This window comes from [Clostridium] fimetarium, assembly GCF_900111235.1.
GTDB lineage: Bacteria > Bacillota > Clostridia > Lachnospirales > Lachnospiraceae > Clostridium_N > Clostridium_N fimetarium.
On record NZ_FOJI01000001.1, the window covers coordinates 98,666 to 121,306 of the forward strand.

The window sequence follows — 22,641 nt, forward strand, 5'->3', positions numbered from 1 at the left end:
TATTACGGACAAGCGAAAAAATCAAATTGTAAATGAAGATGAGTTGTAAAAAACCTGATAAATTTTGGAGTATATAATTCCAAGTTTACCAGGTTTGATTTATTGATATGTTTAAAATTTAGTCTCTACATTATCCTTTAAAATATGCATATTCAATGGCATCATGAGATGATCGATTAGTATGTGGTATGCGGAATCTCCATCACCAGACTTTAAAAAGGAGAAAAATCGTTTGTGTTCATTCAGCGTGTCTTCAGTTCGTTTTGGAAAAGATAACGCGCTTGTTGTGGTTAAATGAATCTGATACATCGAACGTTGAAATGTTTGACTGAATTCTTTGTTATCTACATAATTTACTAAGGCTAAGTGGAACTCATGATCATATTCCATAAAATCTTTTAAAGAAATATTGGGCTTTAATGAGCTTTCTTGAAGATCCAATAAATTAGTAAGATTATTGATTAAATTTTGGCCTTTTTCGCTATCTACTTCTGCGGCAATAATATGAGTACAAAAACCTTCAATTGCACATCGGATTTGGATAGTTTCATGCATATCGTTTTCGTTTAACTGGCGAATAATAAATCCTTTGCTGGGTATTATATTAATATAGCCATCTTGACTAAGACAGTGTAAAGCTTCTCGAATTGGGGTTCTAGAAATTCCTAATTCAGCTGCGAGCTTAGTTTCCGAATATAAGGTATTATTTTGCAATTTGCCATTTAATATATTATCTTTTAAATAGTCATAAACTTGAAATTGTACTAAATTTTTTAAAATCATTATAAAGTTCTTTCCTTTCACTTGCGAAGAATCTAATCAAAAATATTAACTTTTTATTATAATATCATATATTAAAAATTATATGAAGTCAATAAAAACCACTTGACCGGGATACCGGTATGCTGTACAATACAATTAGATACAAAAATAATTTTAAATAAAGATTTCAAGGAGGATATTGCAATGAGTACATTTCAAATGGGTAATTTAAAAGTAGTTGATTTGACAAAGGTTTTAGATCCAAAGACTGAAAGCAGAAGATGTGGTTTAACAAGATTTAATACAGGTGGTCCTATTCCTGATTTTCATACTATAATGGATTTAACAAGTCATTTAGGAACACATGTTGAATGTCCATATCATCATAATGATAATTGGTCAGATGTTCAGGAACTTCCTATTACAACATTTATGGGAAGAGCAATATATGTAAACATAACTCATATGGAAGCAAATGATAAAATAAAAGCAGCAGATTTAGAAAAAGCTTGTGGAGATAGAATTCAAGAGGGTGACATAGTAATTATTGATTCACCTCTTAAACTTTCGCCATTTACACCAGCATCTAACACGGCTGAAGATAAGAGACTTTTTATCTGTCGCGAAACTGCTGAATGGTTTAAAGAAAAGAAAGTGAAATGCGTTGGATTTGGCGATGGCGTTTCTATCGAAAGTAACAATGAGGATGTTAAGGCATTCCATGATGTTTTGATGGAAGTTAATGTGGTATTCCTTGAAGTGCTTAAGAATCTAGAGGAATTGACTACAGATACTTTCTTTATGTCTTACTCACCACTTCCAATTAAGGGCTTAGATTCTTGCCCTATTAGAGCATATGCAATTGAAGGATTGGCGGAATTTTCTAAATAAGAGGAGATCAAGATGAAGATAGCGGTTATAGGAGCAGGCGCCATGGGATCAATCTATGGCGGGCACTTGTCGCAGCATAACGAAGTGTATTTGCTAGATACAAATCAATCAGTAGTAGATAAAATCAACCATGATGGTGTAATACTTCAAGAGAATGGAACTGATGTTTCGTATCATCCCATTGCTGTGACTTCTGCAGTAGAAATTGGAGAGGTTGATTTGGTTATTCTGTTTGTGAAATCACTATTCTCTAGGGTAGCACTTAGTTGCAACCAAGAAATGATTGGCGAACAGACATACATCATGACACTCCAAAATGGCGGTGGACATGAGGACATTATCTCAGAGTTTGTATCAAAGGATAGAATCATAATTGGAACCACGGAAGATAATGGTGCAGTATTAGCTCCAGGATATGTAAAACACGGTGGCTCAGGTAAGACAAATATTGGTATGTTAGTTGAAGATACCAATGAATATCTTGAAAAATTAAAAGCAACATTTAATCTATGTGGATTTGTCGCGGTTATTCATGATAATATACAAGAACTGATTTGGAGTAAATTATTTACGAACGTTTCTTTGAGCGTTTTGACGGGCGTGCTGCAAGTGAATATGGGCTATATTGCTCAAAATACACATGCTTGGTTTATGACGCAACGTTTGGTTAAAGAAGCTGTAGAAGTTTCCCGAGGTCTCGGAATAGCGTTTGATGAAGTGGAAATATTAAAGAATATAAAAAGTGTTTCTATGAATAATCCCAATGGTTATACATCTATCTATGCAGACTTGCGTGATGGAAGAAGAACCGAGGTTGATACAATAAGTGGATTTGTGGTAAAGGCCTCTAAGAAGTGCGGGGTACCGGCGCCTACACATGAGTTTATAGTAGAAATGGTACATGCAATGGAAGAAAAAGAAAAATAAAAAAGGGAAGGCGGTGATACAAGCAATCACCGCCTATTCGTTTTGATATCATTTGAGAATAATTGTATTTGAAAAAATTGTATGATGTTGAACAATTAAGTATAAAACAAGATTGATTTGGTTATTAATATTTTGAGCCTAGATATATTTTAGAAAAAGTAGAACATTTTTTTCGGGAGTAGAGGTGAGGTGATAGAATCAAATAAGTAATTATATACTTGATGCATCGCGATAGGTTGCACAGTACTGATTTTGTCACGAAAGCTTCCATGCATAGTTGTAATCACTTCCATTTGACCTAAGATCATCTCGAATTCTGGTGGTTTACCAAGAATGTTATCATTGTAGGTAGCTAGAGATTTCAATGTGCGCGCATCCCATTTAGGCATGATCGCCACATTAAGAGTGGGTAAATGGGAGCCATTAAATGCGATATCATCACTTTCGGGTAAATATTTTACTAATTGAGCATTATTTCGTAGCAAAAGCGCTTTGTTGCAAAAATTGCGTATAGGCAATTTGTCAATATTACCATGACTATAAACCGTAATTGTATCACCATATCCACAGATATCCAGATTGATTACGGCAGAAATACTATTTTTATCCAATTCTTTAACATAGAGCTTGCTACCTAAATGCTTAGATTCCTCGCCGTCAAAAAAAGCAAATGATGCTGAAATTTCGCTATGGTTTTTCAATTCATTGGCCAATGCTATAAGTATACAGACTGCAGCCGAATTATCATTTGCGCCACAACTGGCAGGAAATGCATCATAATGGGCGCAAAAAAGCAAGTGTGGATCTGCAGTAGGGCCAATATCAACCAAGTAATTTTCGATACCTTGCGGTTTTTCCTCTGTGGGTTCAATCTTCTGGATTGTATAATTTAAACCAGTACGAGTCAATATACTGCAAAGAGCAGAGCGTCGTTCATTAGGGTCCACCACGGCAAGCTCGGCAAGATATTCATCTATGCCGGCATTATTTGAAATATTGTTATTATTCATAAGAAAATACCTCCTCAAACATTTATTGGATTGCAGTCAATCCACCATCTACAGCAATAATCTGCCCAGTAATGAAAGAGGATGCGTCACTTGCAAGAAATATTGCAGTTGCGGCGATATCTTTTGCACTACCAATACGACCTAGGGGAATTCGGTTAACAAGCTTGCTAAAAAAATCAGGGTCATCTAACTGAAAAGAATTAATAGGCGTACGAACGAAAGTAGGCGCGATTGCGTTTGCAGTAATTCCGTATTTAGCCCATTCACAAGCAATTTGTTTTGTATACATGTTGATAGCTCCCTTGCTTGTACAGTAGGCTAGGTAATCTTGCTGGGTACCAAGAGTACCTTTTACAGAGGAAATATTAATTATGTGACCATATTTTCGGGGAATCATCATGCGCTTGCCGACAGATCTTGTGACTAGATGGGTACCTTTAACATTCAAGTCCATCACTTTGTCAAAGCTGTCTTCATCGTAATCTTCGGCCGGTAGTAGTTTGTTCATTCCAGCACTATTTACTAGGATATCAATTGGACCAAACGTTGTTTCGATTTGATCAAGCATAATATCAATATCTGATTGTATCAAAATATTACAGCGAATAGCAAGAAAATTTTGACCATATTGTTTAGCGATAGCTTCTAGTGAAGAAGCTGCTTCAGGATGACCACCGCATACGACTACATCAGCACCGTTTTGCAAAAATGATTCTGCGATAGCGCTACCTAGTCCGCCGGTGCCACCAGCTATCAAGGCTACGTGTCCTGTAAGATTGAACATGTTTTGATAATTTTGCATTTTGTTCTCCATTTCTGCGCATCATTCATAGGTGCGCGTATCTCCCTTTTTTTATGGTAAGGGAAATTATATTTACGAATAGTATAAAATTAACATGTTAATTTTATACTATTCGTAAATATTCAAAAAGAAATAATATTTTTTATATATAACACTTTTAAAAGACAGCGTCAATTAGTTTTGAAAAAAATGCGTTGTTTAATGTGAAATTATAACATATCTGATATATTAGCACAAGTAATACGAAAATGGCAAATAGTAGCAAAAAATCAATTGCTAAAATACAAATTTTTGTGAAATATATACAAAATACAATATTCTTTTTGTAAAAAAGTACCGATTGTATTTAAAAAATGGCTATGTTATTATAACAATATACCAACTGATATATTAATAAGCCAAAGATAAATGCATATTCAGTTGCAAGTTGAATAGGCAACAATATTTTCGCAAAGGTATATCAAGGATTAAAAACATAGAAAAGGAGAAAATAGAAATGAGTATACGTGTTTCCTACGAGACAGTTAAGGCGACTGTAAAAAAAGCTCTGATAAATGCAGGATTGACAGAAGAACAGGCTGAATCTTGCGCCACGATTCATGCGTCTTCTAGCGCAGATGGTGTCGAAAGCCATGGACTCAATCGTGTGCCCCGTTTTGTTGATTATGTTGACAAAGGCTGGGTGAATCTGAAGGCTAGCTGCGATAAAGTCGGTGGCAAAGGTGCTGTGGAAAACTATGATGGTAATCTGGGCATTGGAATTATGAATGCACAATTCTGCATGGATCGTGCGATTGAACTTGCAAAGGATCATGGAATTGGATGTGTTACTTTGAAAAACACTACTCATTGGATGCGCGGTGGTACATACGCTTGGCAGGCAGTTAACGCTGGGTATATGTCAATTAGCTGGATAAATACTGAAAGTTGCATGCCGGCTTGGGGAAGTAAAGAACCTGGAGTTGGTAATAACCCATTTTGCATTGGTATTCCTCGTGAAGATGGTCCTATAGTACTTGATATGGCAATGAGTCAGTATGCCTATGGCAAACTTGGCATGTACAGACTAGCAGGTAACAAACTTCCTTATCCAGGCGGATTTGACAAGGAAGGAAAACTAACTGATGATCCCGGCGCTATTGAAGAAAGTATGCGTATTTTACCAACGGGTTATTGGAAAGGTTCAGGGATGGCAATTGCCCTTGATATGGCAGCAGCACTTATGGCAAATGGTTTATCTGGTGATCAGATAGACAAAGTCGGTAAGGGCTCATGTGGAGAATGTTGTCAAGTATTTATAGTATATGACCCATATCTTTTTGGAACGAAGGAAGAAATTCAAAAAATGTTAAATGGTAGAGTGGCAGCTGTTGATGCAACTGAACCAGAAAAAGAAGGCGGACATGTTTCATGTCCTGGAGAACGCACCATAGTAACTCGTGAAAAGAGTATGAGTGAGGGCGTTCAAGTGGATGAGGCTGTATGGGCCGAAGTCTGTAAGTTAGCGGAAGAGAAAAAATAAAATTATTATTTATAGGAGGAATATAGAATGGAATACGTAATTGGTATAATATTGTTATTATCTTTTGTTGGCCTCGCGGTATATTGTATTAAAGGTCATAACTTGATGATTGGGTTCTTGATTATTACTGTTATTTGGGCACTTTTATCAATTGGTGGAAGATACATTGTAAGTGCTGATTTTATCGCGAACAACAAGTCGTTACAGTTTGGAGGTATTTATACTGTAACCTTAGTTAAGATTTTAAACGGTATTTTTCAAGATGCACCAGAAGGTTGGGGATCTACTCTTGTAAATGTTTGTTGGGGTGCATGGTTCGGCCGTGTTCTGATGGAAACCGGTATTGCCTCAACATTAATTCGTAAGACAGTTGAACTTGGCGGTGATCGTCCAATATTTACTGTTGCATTACTTAATACTGTAACTGCTGTCATATTTACTTCTATGACTGGTGCAGGCCCTGTTATTGCAATTGGTGTTATTATTTTACCTATATTGCTTTCACTTGGAATTCCAAAATCTATCGCAATGTTTTCATTCATGGGTTCTGTTGCAGCAGGTATATACATTAATCCTGTTAACTTTGCACAGTATCGTGCATTTTTCCTTGCTACAGATAAGATGCCTGACTTTACACTTGGTTGGTATACAAGACATTGGGGAATCTTTGCAATGATCGTTATGTTAGTTGTTACTACAGTTTTATCTGGAGTATATTTGAAATTTTCAAAGAAATCTCATGCATGGGCTGCTCAGACACGTCAGAATAATAGTAGTAAAAACGCTCCTGCTATTGCATTGATTTTACCTATCGTTCCAGTAGTTTTGAAGATATGGCTAGATTTTTCAGTTATTGGAGGATTTGTAATTGCTGGTTTCTTGGCATTATTCATTTGTGGAAACATGAAGGGATCTTTCAAAGAAAATTGTCAATTAGTTAATAAATTATACTATGATGGTGTTGTTGATACTGCTCCATTGGTAGGATTCTTGTTGACATTACCTATGTTCAATAAGGTTGCTTCATATGCATCACCTTATTTCCAATCTGTAATAGGGCCAATTATGCCTCATAGTGAAATTGTTGTATGTATTGCATTCGCAGTATTTGCTGCTTTTGGTTTATTCCGTGGACCTTTGACATTGGTTGGTTGCGGTGCTGCAACACTTGGCGTTTTAGCAAATGTTGGTAATTTCTCAGTACCTTTCTTATTCGCAGTATTTGCAATACCAACAATCACTACTAACATTGGTTCATGTATTACACAGTCATGGGTTGCTTGGGGCCTTGGATATACAAAGGTTGAGTCAAAGGACTTCTTGAAGCTATCTATACCAAATGTATATATTACTTCTGCCATTTTGTATGCGATTACAATGATAACGCTTGCTGGACTTGGCACTCAGTGGTTTATGTAAATATTAAATTAATAAATTAAGCTTTTGAATTTTAGACAAGGGGTCGTCATTGTAGTTTGGTGGCGTCCCTTGTTAAAAATTTATAAAATGTGTATACTAAGTAAATAGATAATAATAAGTAAACAAACATATAAGTAATCAATGGTCAATAAGTAGGTAACAAATATTTAATACACAAGTAAGATAAAAATAATCATGTAACCAAATAAGTTTTTTTAAATGGAAAAAAATAAAACACAATTATATAATTAAAGGAGAAAAAATATGCCAGAGCAAAAGAAACATCCAGCAGTCCGAATGGGTATTGATGTAGGTGGTACTTATACGAAAGCTGTTGCATTAGATAATATAACACATGAAATCATAGGAAAAAATGAAGTTAAAACTACCCATACGCATAAAGATGGTGTAGCAGAAGGTGTTGTTCAATGTTTTAAGAACTGCCTTCGTGAGAATGATATTGCTCCAGAGGATGTAGTGTTTGTTGCTCATTCTACCACTCAGGCAACGAACGCATTAATTGAAGGCGATGTTGCACAGGTTGGAGTTGTAGGCGTTGCCGGCGGTGGCCTTGAAGGATTTTTGGCAAAAGGTCAGCTAGCAATTAAAGATATTGATTTAGGCACTGGCGTTGGCCGTGTAATTAAGATTTACAACTCTTTTATTAAGAAAAAACAATTAACTGATGAAGTTATTGATCTGAATATTGATCAACTTCAAGCAAAAGGAGCGGAAGTTATTGTGGCTTCAATGGCCTTTGGAGTTGATAGTATGGAAGAGGAATTAAAGATTTTTGAGCGTGCTGAAAAGAAAAATCTACCTGTTACGATGGCTTCTGATATCACTAAGTTATATGGTCTTACACGTCGTACACGTACAGCAGCTATCAATGCATCTATTTTACCTAAGATGGTTTCAACTGCAAATGCAACTGAAGCCGCTGTTCATGCAGCTGGCGTTACAGTACCACTCATGATTATGCGTGGTGATGGTGGTGTTATGGAAATTAGTGAGATGCGTAAGCGTCCAGTACTCACAATGTTGTCAGGACCTGCAGCTTCTGTTATGGGATCATTGATGTATTTACGTGCATCAAATGCAGTATATTTCGAAGTTGGTGGAACAACAACTAACATTGGTGTAATTAAGAATGGCCGTCCAGGCGTTGATTATTCTATCGTTGGTGGACATGCAACATATATTAGTTCTTTAGATGTACGAGTACTTGGAACTGCAGGCGGTTCTATGATTCGTATTAATGATCATGAGGTTGTCGATGTAGGGCCACGTTCTGCTCATATTGCTGGTGCAGAGTATTCTGTATTTACTCCAATTGAAGAAATTGAAGATCCACAAGTTGAACTGATTAGCCCTAAACCAGGAGATCCTAGTGATTATGTAGTTGTTCGTCTTAAGAACGGAAAACGTATCACAATAACAAATACATGTGCAGCAAATGCACTTGGACTTGTAAAACCAGAACATTTCTCTTATGGTAATCCTGAATCAGCACGTAAGGCTATGAAGCCTGTTGCTGATAAGATGGGTCTTACAGTAGAACAATTAGCAACTCAAATCATGGAAAAATCATATGAAAAAATCAATCAGTGTATCAATGAACTTGCAGAAAAATATATGTTAGCACATGACCAAATCAAATTGGTTGGTGTTGGCGGTGGTGCAGCTAGTTTGATCTGCTATTGTGCAGATAAAATGAAAGTACCTTATGGTATTCCAGAAAATGCTGAAGTTATTTCATCTATTGGTGTTGCATTATCTATGGTTCGTGATGTTGTTGAACGTATTGTTCCTAATCCAACACAGGCAGATGTTGCTGAGATAAAGAAAGAGGCAGTGGATTCTGCAATTGGTTCTGGAGCTTCACCAGATAGTATTGAAGTTCATATTGAAATCGATTCTCAAACTGGAAAGATAACAGCAATCGCTACAGGATCAACAGAGGTTAAGACAACAGATCTACTTAAAGAGTGTGATGAAGAAGAAGCTACTACACTTGCAGAGGAAGATTTTGGAGGCAAAGTTTGCAATATTAAACTTGCAGATAAGACAGATAAGTTCTACGTATATGAAGCAGATTGTGGAACCTTTAATCCGATTAGAATCGTTGATAAAAAAGGATTTATCAAGGTTCAATGTACGAATGGAGTTGCAGTTAAGTGCCTAGCTAAAGATTATGAAGAAGTAGTAACAAAAATGTGGGATGAATTGGCAACATTTAAAACAGATTCTGTTATTAGACCAGATTACTATTTATGTGTTGGACCACGTGTATGCGATTATTCTTCTGTTGATTTGGTACAGAATATAATGTTAATGAGCTTAGATATTGTAGATAGAAACCCAGAGGAAGAGATTATTATTGTTGGAGCTATTAATGATATTTAATGTGTAAGAGCGAGGAGCAATATGAATAAAGAAAGTCTTAAAAAAGCATTTAGTCCAATTGCAGAGGGCTTATTTGGGAAACAGAAAACACAACACTATGTGAAACCACATTTTATTGTGCGACCTATTAATATGATGCTTGAGGATCTTATCGGAAATGATGATATTTCATGGGGGAAATATGCTTTCTCCCGCGAACCTTTAAACGGTAAGTTCAGTGATGAAAAACGCAGTGAATTGATTTTAAAATGTAATGCATGTGGAGTGGAATATGCTCGCAAGTATATAAATCAATATAATGAATCAGAACCAGTAGATCTAGCGGATAAGTTGGGCGTTAAAGTTTTTTATCCAGAGATGCCACAGAATGCAGATCGTGTTTTGTTCGCAGAATATAAAGATCCTAATAAAGTCTATATTTATACAGATTCTGTAAAAAAGGCATATGATACAATGAACGAGTCACAGTGTAGAGATATCTTGGGAAATGATTTGAATATAACTAATGTTTTGTTAGCTCATGAACTTTTCCATTATATTGAAGAACAGAATGCCAAAACAATTTTTACACGCACTGAAAAAGTAGAATTGTGGGCTCCAAAGCCACTTCATAATCGTTCCGGCATTAATGTGTTAAGTGAAATTGCAGCAATGGCTTTTGCAAGAGAAATCACAGGACTTTCCTATTCTCCGTATATTATGGATGTGTTTTTGGTATATGGCTACAATCCTGAGGAAGCAAGTGGACTCTATGAGGAAATGATGGAACATGCAGGAAAAATCGCACGTTTACCAGAAGAAATAAAATCAAGTTTAGAAGAAATTATTACAAACGACTAATATAGTCTAGATAAAATGATACAAGAGCGAAGTCTTTCATATAAAATTGGAAAGCTTCGCTTTTGTTTTATAATAAGCGCACCAACTACATGCTGGTGGTCTTTGATGATTGTTTATAAAGAAAAATAATTTGGATATTTTTCAATGGTTGAAATTGAGTTTTCTCGAAAAGAAGTAAGGTGAGCAGTAACCTTTTGCTGCGCATCTACGTTATGGGGTATTCCCATAAGCATGTAATCACAAAATTCTCGATGTTGAATTAAAACTTTTTCGAAAACAGTATTGCCAGACAAAGCATCCAAATAGCGAGCTCGATCGTAATGCGAAACTAAGCCTCGTGTAGCTTTCCAAGTGTGGGAACGACCACCAAAAAAATACATCATCTTATGCATCTCATCATCAAGGCGGATGAATGCATCAATCTGGTCAGTGGTATTTCTACTAGCTTCTTCTTGCTTCTTTAGAATAAGTAAAAGTTGCTGTAATTGATTATTATCTAGATTACCTGCAGAGTCTTTTAGCACAGAGCTTTCTAGCAAGATTCTTGCATAATAACCTTCCTTCATTAAAGCTGGATTGATAAGTGTTACTTTTGTACCGCGTTGAGGCAAAACCTCTACGAGCCATTCTTCCTTTAGAATGGTAATTGCCTCATGAATAGGAGTACGGCTCATTTTTAATTGCTCGCTCAATTCATCTTCATTTAAAGATGAACCAGGTGGCAATTGCAAGGTCATAATATTACTACGAAGTAAACGACATGCGTATTCGCGATTGTTCTCACTTTTTTCGGGAGGCGTTATGTGAAGTTCCATATTTGCGGTTGTCCTTTCTGAAATCACTATTAGATTAATATACCAGTATACTAGCTACAAATCAAGCCACTGTCTATATTTTTGTGGAAAATGTATAAAATTATAGCTGATTCTTTGTGAAATAATGCAGATTGTATAATGATGAACTTGTGTTATTATTATAACATACAAACTGATATATTAATATAAGATTATGTTGTAATTAAAAGCATTAAATAGAGCTGAAAAGCAGAAAAATACGTTAATAAGCCAATGAAAATGGGGGATAAACGAATATGCATACCCCAAAACTGGTGATATATCAGTTGTAAAAAATGAAAAGAGGAGTGATTGATATATGCATATATGTTTCATTTGTGAAAGTTAAGCGGCTATTAAAAAGCCAAATTGAATTATATATATGAAAGGAGATAATTTAGATGAAAGTTATGAAAGTTATTGAACCCGGTAAACTTGAATGCCTTGAAGAGCCAATTCCTGAATTGAAAGATGAAAAGAGTGTTTTGATTAAAGTACATGCGGCAGGTATTTGCGGTAGTGATATTTCTATATATCGAGGTACTTCTCCGGTTGCAACTTATCCAAGGGTGATTGGACACGAATTTGCTGGTGAAATCGTAAAAATTGGCACCGAAGTCACGAATGTAAAACTAGGAGATCATGTTGCTGTTAATCCAGTGATTGGATGCGGATGCTGCCGAATCTGTTTGAAAGGCCGTAGTAATGTATGTGAAAACTTAAGTGTTATCGGTGTACACGTAGATGGTGGTTACCGTGAGTATGTTGATGTCCCAGCGATGAATTGTTTTGCTGTATCAAAGGATATGCCATGGGAAAAGGCAGCAATTATTGAACCATATACAGTTGCCGCACAGGTTACTAGCCGTGGTGGCGTTTCTGAGGGAGACATAGTTTTGATTCTTGGTGCTGGACAGATTGCACTTACGGTGCTTCAGGTATGCAAGCTATTGGGTGCACATGTTATTATCACTGACTTGGTTGAAGAACGTTTGATTCGTGCTAAGGAGTATGGTGCAGATGAGGTTATAAATACTTTAAACCAGGATATTTATGAGAGAGTACTTGAACTGACTGATGGTATTGGTGCTGATGTTTCAATTGATGCGGCATGCGTAGGAAAAACATTGGAGCAGGCAGCGAAGTGTACTCGTAATGCAGGAGTTGTTGTGACAATGGGATTCGCTGATCGTCAAGTACCAATTACAGAACTTCAGATTACTAAGAATGAGTTAGATATTCGAGGAAGTCGTTTAAATAATAATAAATTTCCACAGGTAATTGAGTGGATTGAGAGCGGAAAACTTGATCCAACACGTATTATTACGGATCGTCTAAGCTTTACAGAGGTTCTCACGGGAATTAATAAGGTAAAAGAAGATCCGGAGCATACAATGAAAGTTATATTAACTTATAATGATTAATTTCTCACAAAAGATTTATAATAAGTATATATGAAAATAGCAATTACATGTATTGTATATGCTATCACCAATTAGGAGGTACAAATAAATGAAAATGACATTTCGGTGGTATGGTGAAGGAAGTGATTCCATTACTTTAAAACAAATCAAGCAGATTCCTGGATGCACAGGATTGATGGGTGTGTTGGATCAAAAGTCCGCTGGAGAGGTTTGGAATTATGAAGAATGCAAGGCTTACGTAGATCATGTGCACGAAGCAGGTTTAGAGTGTGAGGTAATAGAGAGTGTTAATGTTCATGAGGACATTAAGATGGGACTAGCGACGCGAGATAAATATATTGCAAACTATTGCGAGACAATCAAGAATCTTGCAAAAGTTGGTGTTAAGGTGATTGTTTATAACTTTATGCCAGTTTTGGATTGGTTACGTACGGACTTAGCGCGAGAAATTCCCGAAGACGGAAGTAACAGCTTGTATTTTGATGAAGCTGATCTAATGGGTATGACGCCACTCGAAATTGTTGAAAATACAGCAAAAAGTAGTAATGGATTTTCATTGCCAGGTTGGGAACCTGAGCGTATGAAGGAGCTTGAAAAGACGCTTGAGACTTATAAGAATATTGATGTTGAACAGATGCTTGTTAACTTTAAATATTTCTTAGAGGGAGTTATTCCTACATGTGAAAGTGTTGGGATAAAGATGGCATGTCATCCAGATGATCCAGCTTGGCCAATTTTTGGACTTCCACGTATGGCGCATAGCCAAGAAGGCTACGATAAGATTATGGCATTATATGACAGCCCAAGTAATGCAATTTGTCTATGTACAGGAAGCTTAGGAAGTGATCCTAATAACGATATCCCTGCAGCTATACGTCATTTCGGTGAAATGGATCGTATTGGATGTCTTCATGTTCGTAATGTAAAATATCTAGGTTACCATAAGTTTCGTGAAGCTAGTCATTTATCGAGTGATGGCAGCCTTGATATGTATGAGATTATGAAAGCAATCTATGAAACTTGTCCTGATACATCCATCCGTCCTGATCATGGACGAATGATTTGGGATGAAGTAGGCCGTCCTGGCTACGGATTATACGATAGAGCACTGGGTATTACTTATCTGAATGGTCTATGGGAAGCAATTGACAAAGAAAGCAAAGCAAAAAAGTAGAATAAAATAAACAAAAACAATTACTATAAACTAAAAAATAAGTACCATAAAAGGAGAAAATATTATGTATTTTGCAAATGTATCTATCGCGGAGAAGTATAACTATCTTGAGGAAAAATTTTTGGCTGCATATAAATGGCTAAGAGAAACAGACATCGCACCTTTGGACGATGGAACCTATCCAATCATTGGTGAGGATGTATATGCCAGTGTTCAATCATATACAACAATAGATCCTAGTGAAGGCTCTTATGAGACCCATGAAAAGTTTTTTGATATTCAATACATCGTTAGTGGAAAAGAGAAGTTTGGTATCTGCAAACGTGATGGACTTAAGGTAAAGGAAACTATAGCTGAACGCGATTTGATTTTCTATGATGATCCAGATATGGATGGTAGCGTATTACTTTTACAAGGTGATTTAATTGTAGTTGCACCAGAAGATGCACATAAACCACGATTGATTGCAGGCGAGGCATGCGCAGTTAAGAAAGTTGTAGTAAAAGTTAAAATTTGATTATAAGGAGAAAACAGGATTATGAAAGCAATTAGATTTAAGGAACCATGGAAAGTTGATTGCGTAGAGATTGAAAAGCCTACTCCTGGTTTAGGAGAAGCACTCATAAAGGTAAAAATGGCTGGCATTTGTGGCAGTGATATTGGTGCTTTTCGCGGAAGTAACGGTTTGGTAAGCTATCCACGTATAATTGGTCATGAGATTGCGGGCGAAATCTTGGAGATACCGGATGATAATAAAAAAGGACTAAAAGTCGGCGACCGTGTTGTAGTTGATCCATATCTATATTGTGGACACTGCTATCCATGCAGTATCGGACGTACCAATTGCTGTACTGATTTGAAAGTCCTTGGCGTACACGTAGATGGTGGCATGACGGAGTATTTCTGTCACCCTGCTGATATGCTTACAAGGTTGCCTGATGAAATCCCTTGGGATTTAGCCCCTATTTCAGAGCCACTCACAATTGCGTTACATGGCATTCATCGTGGCGGATTAATAGCAGGAGAATATTGTGTAATTATTGGCGCCGGCCCTATTGGATTGTTAGCTGGAATGGTTGCGCAGGCTTATGACGCACATGTTATTTTGTTGGATTTGGTTCAGGAAAGATTGGACTTCGCAAAATCACTTGGTATTGAGCATATTATTAATTCGGGTAAAGAGGATGTTGTAGAGCGCATTTCACAAATAACGAATGGCAATATGGCACAGCAGGTAATGGAGTGTTCTGGTGCCAATGCTGCAATTCGTAATGCGTTTGATTATGTTTGTAATGCAGGTCGTATAACGCTAACTGGTTGGCCAAAGAAAGAAACATTAATACCAACGGACATTATAACCCGCAAGGAAATTGATATTCGAGGGGCTCGTACAAGTGCTGGAGAATTCGAAGAAGCGCTTGAACTAATTCGTTCGGGTAAAGTTGATGTTAGAGCAATCTTGACTAAGGTTGTCAGCATGGATGAAGTTGCAGAAACGATTATTGATATTGAAAAAAATCCAGGAAATTATATGAAAGTTAATGTTAAAATGGATTAACGATATTGTTTAATCATCTATCCTATTTGATATGACAAGAAATTTAAAAATGTAAAATGATTAATCGTAAAATTATATATGTAGAGAGAGTTGCTCGCAGTTAGCGAAATACTCTCTCTTTTAATGTGTTTCCAATGGGAAAATTCTTATCTGGAATGGGCACAATATATAAATGCTACTTTCATTTTAATATGTTTACATATATGACATAAATTGTTCATATATATTATATATAATAAAAATAACTGTAAATTATTATAAGAGGAATTTGTAATGTCAGAAGATAATAAATTGGACAAACATGACGAAGAAGAATTTAATTTATACACAGAGAACATAGTTATAAAGAAATCTGTGAAATATAGAAAAGTTATTCACTTTGGTAAGCTAATGCTAGAAGCTATTGTTTTTGGCAGTGTAGCTTGTTTTGCATTTACAGCTTTATATCCATGGATGAGCAATCAGCTTTCATTGGGTGATAACAAAATTATAATTTCTATTCCAAAGGATGAATATCCAGATGGAATAGAAGAAAGTTCTACACAAGATTTATTAACATTGGATTCAGAAACATCAACAAAGAATTTTCAAAATACGTTTCAACTGCTTAGTGAAACAATGGTTGATACAAAAAAATCGATTGTAACAATAACAGCTATATATAATGAAACTACTGAATTTTTAAATGAAAATAAGAGTGATGGCGATACTTCGGGCTTAATTATTGCAATGTCAGATAATAAGTTTACAATACTTACAAGCTATAGTGTAATGAAGAATGCGAGAAGTATTAGTGTGTTATTTAATAATGGTAATGTTATGTCCGCATATTTGTCAAGCGCCGATGTTGATACGGGAATTGCAGTTATATGTGTGAACTTGAGCGAGGAATCAGTTATAGATAGAGCAAATATTAGTGTTGCAAAACTTGATAATTCTTATTTGATTGACCAAGGTGATATCGTTTTTGCAGCAGGAAAATTGTTAGGAAATACTGCTTCAGTGAATTATGGAACTTCAATTAATGTTAAGATAAGTAAAAGTGGAATAGATTCATATTACAACCTAATATCTACAAATATGCAGCAGAAAAGTGGCGATTATGCGTTTTTATTTAATGCTGATGGGAATGTAATTGGAATCACAAAAAATGATAGCGTTGATAATCCAAACGCTGAAGTGATTGCATATGGAATCTCTGATTTAAAACCATTGATAGAGAAGATGTCAAATAATGAAGAGATTACATATCTTGGAATTACTGGCGAGTCAGTTACAAATACAAAAGCAGCGACTTATAACCTTCCAATGGGTGTATATATTACCGAAATAGCAGAAGGTTCACCAGCACTTTTGTCAGGACTGATGAATGGTGACATTATTACTACAATAAATGGACAAGCGGTTTATACATTTAAGTCCCTATGCGACTCAATATATAAGTACAAAAGCGGCGACACAATTATTATAGAGTTAAAGCGAAAGCTAGGAAAAGACGATTATAAAATTTTTTCATTTAACGTGACATTAGGTAAAAAATAGGGTTATAATATAAGATGTTAGATTTGTAAAGAAAATCATAACAAAAGAAGCTAGTTATAGCTTCTAAAATCCGATTATAAGATACAGAAAGGCAATAAAAATGAGATATATAGAGACATTTAAGGATGGCGATAGAGTTTCGGATATTTTTCTGGTAAAAAACAAAACACTCGCTATGACAAAAACAGGTAAGGAATATGAAAATTTAATACTTCAGGATAAAACGGGAGCACTAGAGGGAAAAATTTGGGATCTAACTTCTGGAGGAATAGGCGAATACGATGTTCTTGATTATATTGATGTCCATGGACTTGTAACTAGTTTTAATGGTACTTTACAGTTAAAGATCGAAAGGCTTCGTAAGGTGTCAGAAGGCGAATATGATCCTTCAGATTATTTACCAGTAAGTAGATATGATATTGGGGAAATGTATAGTGAATTCTTGGGATATATGAATAGAATTGAAAACGTATTTATTAAAAAATTACTCGAAAGTTTCTTTGTTGAAGATGAAGAAATAATTAAAAAGTTCAAGAGTATTTCAGCGGCTAAGTCAATTCACCATGGATTTGTCGGAGGATTATTAGAACACAGTTTAGGAGTTACAAGGCTTGCCGGAATATTTGCTGATACATATGAGATACTGAACAAGGATCTACTAGTTGCGACAGCAATGCTTCATGATATCGGTAAAATTAAAGAATTTTCACCATTTCCAGAAAATGATTATACGGATGATGGTAATTTGCTTGGTCATATAGTTATTGGTTCAGAGATGGTAGGAGAAAAGATTAAGAATATTAATAATTTCCCTGAAAAGCTATCCAGTCAAATCAAGCATTGTATTTTATCACATCATGGTGAATTAGCATATGGGTCACCTAAGAAACCAGCACTTGTTGAAGCAGTAGCGCTTAGTATGGCAGATAATTTGGATGCTAAGATGGAAACAATCAAAGAATTATTTGATAGTAAAGAGAATGCCCAGGAGTGGATGGGGTATAATAGATTATTTGAAAGTAATATGAAACGAACTACTATATAAAATGAAAATGATTCTATGATTTTCAATCCAATAGGTAAGGTGATTAATGGCGTTCTTATGAGCAGATATTTTTTGACATTTTATTATGAATGTAAAAATGCTTGCGGAATCGATTTAATTGCCTTACTATATTTATGGAACAAAATGTAATTATAACTTTAAAAATGTGCCAATGTGGGCACAACACGAAATGGAGAAATAAATGAGCTTAGAAAAAAATGATATAGCTACGGTTAAAATTGAGGATATTGCCACTGCAGGTGAAGGTATAGGAAAAGTGGATGGATTTACATTGTTTATTAAAGATGCCGTTATTGGAGATGTGGTGGAAGTAAAGATTATAAAAGCTAAGAAAACTTATGGATATGGAAAGCTAATAAAGATTATTACACCGTCTATTAATCGTGTAGAACCAAGATGTGCGGTCGCAAAAGCTTGCGGTGGCTGTCAAATTCAAGAGATGAGTTATGAAAGTCAGCTTGTGTATAAGCAAAATATGGTTATGAATAATTTGAAGAGAATTGGCGGAATTTCTGATTTTGAAATGTGCCCAATTATTGGTATGGAAGACCCATATAATTTCAGAAACAAAGCACAATATCCAGTGGGACTAGATAATACTGGGGAATTGGTTATGGGATTTTATGCAGCACACTCTCATGCCATTGTTACAAACAGCGACTGTTGCATTGGTGCACCTATAAATGCAGGAATTCTTGCAAAAATTAAAGAATTCATGTTGACATATAATATTAGCCCTTACAATGAGTTTCAACAGACCGGATTGGTACGTAATATTCTAATTCGTGTAGGTGCAACTACAGGCCAAGTTATGGTGTGCGTGGTTATCAATGGAAAGTTCCTTCCTAATTCAGATGAACTTGTTAAAAGTCTTATGGAGATAGAAGGAATTGAGTCAATAATGATTAATATTAACAAAGAAAAAACAAATGTAATTTTAGGTAAAAAGGTAAAACTTTTATGGGGAAAACCATATATCGAAGATTATATTGGTAGTGTAAAATATCAGATTTCACCGCTTTCATTCTTTCAAGTTAATCCAAAGCAAACCGAAATACTCTATAATAAAGCATTAGAGTATGCTGATCTTAGTGGTGATGAAACCGTATGGGATCTATACTGTGGAATAGGAACAATTTCGTTGTTTTTGGCTCAGAAAGCAAAGAAAGTCTATGGCGTGGAAATAGTGCCAGAGGCAATTGATGATGCAAGAACGAATGCTACGATTAACAATATCAATAATGTAGAGTTCTTTGTAGGAAAGTCTGAAGAAGTATTGCCAGCTTATTATGAAGAACATCAAGATGAGTATGCCGATGTGATCATTGTGGATCCACCAAGAAAAGGTTGTGAGGAAGCATTACTTAAAACAATTGTAATGATGGCACCAGCAAAAGTAGTGTATATAAGTTGTGATTCTGCGACACTTGCTAGAGATCTTAAATATATGTGTGAGAATGGATATAAACTAGTAAAGGTTCAGCCAGTGGATCAATTTGGACACAGTGTACATGTGGAGATGGTATGCTTGCTGAGTAAAATAGTCAAATAAACAAAACAACATCCCTTTTTATTTTATTCATTTACCTTAAAAAAAGACTTGATATGTTCCACTAAATTATAAAATAAGTTTTTATTTTACAATATGCAACATTTTATTACAGCTCCATATTATATATAAGGATATTATTATCCATAATATGATAAAGGAGATAATGTTATGTTTATTGATAGTAGTGAAACAAGTTTTGAAAGGGATATATTCGATAATGTAGATGAAATTGAAGATTACGATTCCAGAAAAAGAGACTGTGAAGAATATTATAGAAGGAAATGTGAAGAATGTGTAAGTTATTTTAGAAATAAAAGTAGAAAATGTCGTAATGCAGAATGTCATGAATATTATGAGAGAAAAATAGAGCAGTGTAGAGAATTTTATAAAGAGAAACTTGAAAAATGTTGTAAAAAAAGATGTTGTTGTAAAGGACCAAAGGGTGATACTGGGCCAGCCGGACCTAGAGGTCCTCAAGGTCCAATCGGCCCAATCGGCCCAACAGGAGCAACAGGAGCGACAGGCCCAATCGGCCCAATCGGCCCAACAGGAGCAACAGGAGCGACAGGCCCAATCGGCCCAACAGGAGCAACAGGAGCGACAGGCCCAATCGGCCCAATCGGCCCAACAGGAGCAACAGGAGCAACAGGCCCAGTCGGCCCAATCGGCCCTATAGGCCCAATCGGCCCAACGGGAGCAACAGGAGCAACAGGAGCAACAGGAGCAACGGGAGCAACAGGAGCAACGGGAGCAACAGGAGCAACGGGAGCAACAGGTGCGACAGGTTCAACGGGTCCAATCGGTCCAGTAGGAGCAACAGGAGCAACCGGAGCAACGGGAGCAACAGGAGCAACAGGACCAATCGGTCCAACAGGCCCAATCGGCCCAATCGGCCCAACAGGCCCAATAGGAGTAACAGGCCCAATCGGCCCAACAGGCCCAACAGGTCCAATCGGCCCAACAGGCCCAATAGGAGCAACAGGCCCAATCGGCCCAATCGGCCCAATCGGCCCAATCGGCCCAATCGGCCTAACAGGCCCAATCGGTCTAACAGGCCCAATCGGCCCAATCGGCCCAACAGGCCCAATAGGCCCAACCGGCCCAATAGGAGCAACAGGCCCAATCGGCCCAATCGGCCCAATCGGCCCAATCGGCCCAACAGGCCCAATCGGCCCAACAGGCGCAACAGGAGCAACAGGAGCAACAGGAGCAACAGGCCCAATCGGCCCAATTGGACCAACAGGACCAACAGGACCAACAGGAGCAACAGGAGCAACAGGAGCAACGGGAGCAACTGGAGCAACAGGAGCAACAGGGGCAACAGGAGCAACGGGAGCAACAGGAGTGATAAATTTTGCTGATTTCTATGCATTAATGCCTGCTGATAATCCAGTAGCTGTGGAACCTGGAACAGATGTAAGTTTCCCTCAAAATGGACCTACGAGTGGATCGACGATTGTGCGTACCGGTCCTAGCACGTTTAACTTATCAGCAATTGGAGCTTATCAAATTTTATTTGAGGTGAGTGTGACCCAGACAGGGCAACTCCTTTTAACGCTTAATGGCGCCGACTTAGCATATACAGTGGTAGGAAGAGCATCAGGTTCTACTCAGATAATTGGAATGGCAATTGTACAGACCGCAACCATCAACTCAATTCTTACAGTACGAAATCCTGCAGGTAATCCAGTAGCACAAATCATTACTCCATCTGCTGGAGGAACACGACCTGTTTCAGCACACTTAGTTATCATGCAAATAAGATAAAAAATGAGTTATATTTAAATTAAATTTATTTCTAGTATCTTTGTAGTAAATGATTAGTACAACGACAATATATTTGGAGTCGTTGTACTAATCATAATTGTTTAACGGTTAGAAAATAACAATTCTTTTAAAATTAATTATAAAAATGGCCTGAAAATTTATTTCTAATGAACCGAAAAGTAAATTGACATACTACGAAGAATATTGATATACTATAAAAAATTAAATTTAAAGGTACAAAGTGCTATAATAAAGTACATATATTTTTAAAAAAGAAAGAATACTAATACACTGATTGGAGTAAAAAATATGTTAAATCAATTTTCTAGGACAGAGCTTTTATTTGGAAAAGAAGGAATGGAAAAATTATATAAAGCAAAAGTCGCTGTCTTTGGTATTGGTGGTGTTGGAGGATATGTAGTTGAAGGATTGGCACGAAGTGGTGTCGGTGAAATTGATTTGATAGATGATGATAAAGTATGTTTGACAAACCTTAATAGACAGCTTCATGCAACAAGAAAGACAGTAGGAAAATATAAAGTAGATGTGGCAAAGGAACGAATACTCGAAATCAATCCAGATGCAATAGTAAATATTCATAATACTTTTTTTCTGCCTAGTACTGCAAATGAGTTTGATTTTACTAAGTACGATTATATAGTAGATGCAATAGATACTGTAACTGGAAAGATTGAACTTGTATTAAAGGCAAAAGAAGCAGGAGTTCCAATTATAAGTTCAATGGGAGCTGGAAACAAAATGAATCCAGCAGGGTTTGAGGTCGTTGATATATATAAAACGTCGATATGCCCGTTGGCCAAGGTTATGAGAAAAGAATTAAAAAAGCGTGGAATAGAGAAGCTCAAAGTAGTCTATTCGAAGGAAGTCCCAATGAAACCCATAGAAGATATGGCTATTAGCTGTAAAGCAAATTGTATTTGCCCTCCAGGAACGACTAGAAAATGCACACAGAGGAGACAAGTCCCCGGTAGTAATGCATTTGTTCCATCGGTAGTGGGACTCATAATTGCAGGCGAGGTTGTCAAAGATTTGATGGCAGACTAATTGGACATAATAACTTCGGTAATTTTGGGTAATTAACGCAAAAAATAAATCATAATTTAACATACAATATTGATAAAATAT

General features: G+C 36.4%; 19 protein-coding genes. 15 read left to right on the forward strand and 4 right to left on the reverse strand.

All coding sequences use genetic code 11. From position 1 onward, the window contains the following. Positions 1-111: 111 nt before the first annotated feature. A complete protein-coding gene (locus tag BMY18_RS00530; protein WP_092449501.1) occupies positions 112-783 on the reverse strand; it encodes a GntR family transcriptional regulator in 672 nt (223 codons plus the stop codon). A 183-nt stretch (positions 784-966) separates the two neighbouring features. On the opposite strand from BMY18_RS00530, the gene BMY18_RS00535 reads away from it, so the two are divergent. Continuing rightward, positions 967-1,653, forward strand: a complete 687-nt coding sequence (locus BMY18_RS00535; RefSeq protein ID WP_092449503.1) for a cyclase family protein — start codon at positions 967-969, stop codon at positions 1,651-1,653. A 12-nt stretch (positions 1,654-1,665) separates the two neighbouring features. Next, positions 1,666-2,580 carry a ketopantoate reductase family protein gene (locus BMY18_RS00540; RefSeq protein ID WP_092449505.1) on the forward strand — a complete coding sequence of 305 codons (915 nt, stop codon included), beginning with the start codon at positions 1,666-1,668 and terminating at the stop codon, positions 2,578-2,580. Between the two features lie 149 nt (positions 2,581-2,729). Here BMY18_RS00540 and BMY18_RS00545 read toward each other — a convergent pair whose 3' ends face one another. Next, positions 2,730-3,590 (reverse strand): M28 family peptidase, encoded by an 861-nt coding sequence (locus BMY18_RS00545; protein ID WP_092449507.1) that lies wholly within the window; start codon positions 3,588-3,590, stop codon positions 2,730-2,732. Positions 3,591-3,612: 22 nt separating this feature from the next. Continuing rightward, complete coding sequence (locus BMY18_RS00550) at positions 3,613-4,392, reverse strand: SDR family NAD(P)-dependent oxidoreductase (RefSeq protein WP_092449509.1); 780 nt, start codon at positions 4,390-4,392, stop codon at positions 3,613-3,615. A 496-nt stretch (positions 4,393-4,888) separates the two neighbouring features. On the opposite strand from BMY18_RS00550, the gene yiaK reads away from it, so the two are divergent. The 4 genes from yiaK (at position 4,889) to BMY18_RS00570 (ending at position 10,579) form a co-directional block, all read left to right on the forward strand. Further along, a complete protein-coding gene (gene yiaK, locus BMY18_RS00555; RefSeq protein WP_092449511.1) occupies positions 4,889-5,914 on the forward strand; it encodes a 3-dehydro-L-gulonate 2-dehydrogenase in 1,026 nt (341 codons plus the stop codon). 27 nt (positions 5,915-5,941) lie between these two features. Beyond that, positions 5,942-7,333 (forward strand): citrate transporter, encoded by a 1,392-nt coding sequence (locus tag BMY18_RS00560; RefSeq protein WP_092449513.1) that lies wholly within the window; start codon positions 5,942-5,944, stop codon positions 7,331-7,333. Positions 7,334-7,597: 264 nt separating this feature from the next. Further along, a complete protein-coding gene (locus tag BMY18_RS00565; RefSeq protein WP_092449515.1) occupies positions 7,598-9,739 on the forward strand; it encodes a hydantoinase/oxoprolinase family protein in 2,142 nt (713 codons plus the stop codon). 21 nt (positions 9,740-9,760) lie between these two features. Further along, the gene (locus tag BMY18_RS00570) at positions 9,761-10,579 is read left to right on the forward strand and encodes a hypothetical protein (RefSeq protein ID WP_207647416.1); all 819 of its coding nucleotides are present in this window, start codon (positions 9,761-9,763) and stop codon (positions 10,577-10,579) included. A gap of 113 nt (positions 10,580-10,692) precedes the next feature. On the opposite strand, the gene BMY18_RS00575 is transcribed toward BMY18_RS00570, so the two are convergent. Then, on the reverse strand, positions 10,693-11,394 hold the full coding sequence (locus tag BMY18_RS00575; RefSeq protein WP_092449517.1) for a GntR family transcriptional regulator: 702 nt from the start codon (positions 11,392-11,394) through the stop codon (positions 10,693-10,695). 419 nt (positions 11,395-11,813) lie between these two features. On the opposite strand from BMY18_RS00575, the gene BMY18_RS00580 reads away from it, so the two are divergent. The 9 genes from BMY18_RS00580 to BMY18_RS00620 all read left to right on the forward strand — a co-directional run bounded on the left by BMY18_RS00580 (position 11,814) and on the right by BMY18_RS00620 (position 22,560). Then, positions 11,814-12,836: a zinc-binding alcohol dehydrogenase family protein gene (locus BMY18_RS00580; protein ID WP_092449519.1), complete on the forward strand. Its 1,023-nt coding sequence runs from the start codon at positions 11,814-11,816 to the stop codon at positions 12,834-12,836. A gap of 88 nt (positions 12,837-12,924) precedes the next feature. Then, positions 12,925-14,010: a mannonate dehydratase gene (locus BMY18_RS00585; RefSeq protein ID WP_092449522.1), complete on the forward strand. Its 1,086-nt coding sequence runs from the start codon at positions 12,925-12,927 to the stop codon at positions 14,008-14,010. A gap of 64 nt (positions 14,011-14,074) precedes the next feature. Next, a complete protein-coding gene (locus BMY18_RS00590; RefSeq protein WP_092449525.1) occupies positions 14,075-14,527 on the forward strand; it encodes a NanQ anomerase/TabA/YiaL family protein in 453 nt (150 codons plus the stop codon). Positions 14,528-14,548: 21 nt separating this feature from the next. Further along, positions 14,549-15,568: a zinc-binding alcohol dehydrogenase family protein gene (locus tag BMY18_RS00595; protein ID WP_092449527.1), complete on the forward strand. Its 1,020-nt coding sequence runs from the start codon at positions 14,549-14,551 to the stop codon at positions 15,566-15,568. Positions 15,569-15,841: 273 nt separating this feature from the next. Next, entirely contained in the window at positions 15,842-17,110 is a 1,269-nt protein-coding gene (locus BMY18_RS00600; protein WP_092449529.1) for a S1C family serine protease, read from the forward strand. A 100-nt stretch (positions 17,111-17,210) separates the two neighbouring features. Beyond that, positions 17,211-18,155 carry a 3'-5' exoribonuclease YhaM family protein gene (locus BMY18_RS00605; protein ID WP_092449531.1) on the forward strand — a complete coding sequence of 315 codons (945 nt, stop codon included), beginning with the start codon at positions 17,211-17,213 and terminating at the stop codon, positions 18,153-18,155. Positions 18,156-18,357: 202 nt separating this feature from the next. Further along, positions 18,358-19,728 carry a 23S rRNA (uracil(1939)-C(5))-methyltransferase RlmD gene (gene rlmD, locus BMY18_RS00610; protein WP_092449533.1) on the forward strand — a complete coding sequence of 457 codons (1,371 nt, stop codon included), beginning with the start codon at positions 18,358-18,360 and terminating at the stop codon, positions 19,726-19,728. Between the two features lie 168 nt (positions 19,729-19,896). After that, entirely contained in the window at positions 19,897-21,495 is a 1,599-nt protein-coding gene (locus tag BMY18_RS00615) for a collagen-like domain-containing protein (RefSeq protein WP_092449535.1), read from the forward strand. A gap of 309 nt (positions 21,496-21,804) precedes the next feature. Then, positions 21,805-22,560 carry a tRNA threonylcarbamoyladenosine dehydratase gene (locus BMY18_RS00620; protein WP_092449537.1) on the forward strand — a complete coding sequence of 252 codons (756 nt, stop codon included), beginning with the start codon at positions 21,805-21,807 and terminating at the stop codon, positions 22,558-22,560. The last annotated feature ends 81 nt before the right edge of the window (positions 22,561-22,641 follow it).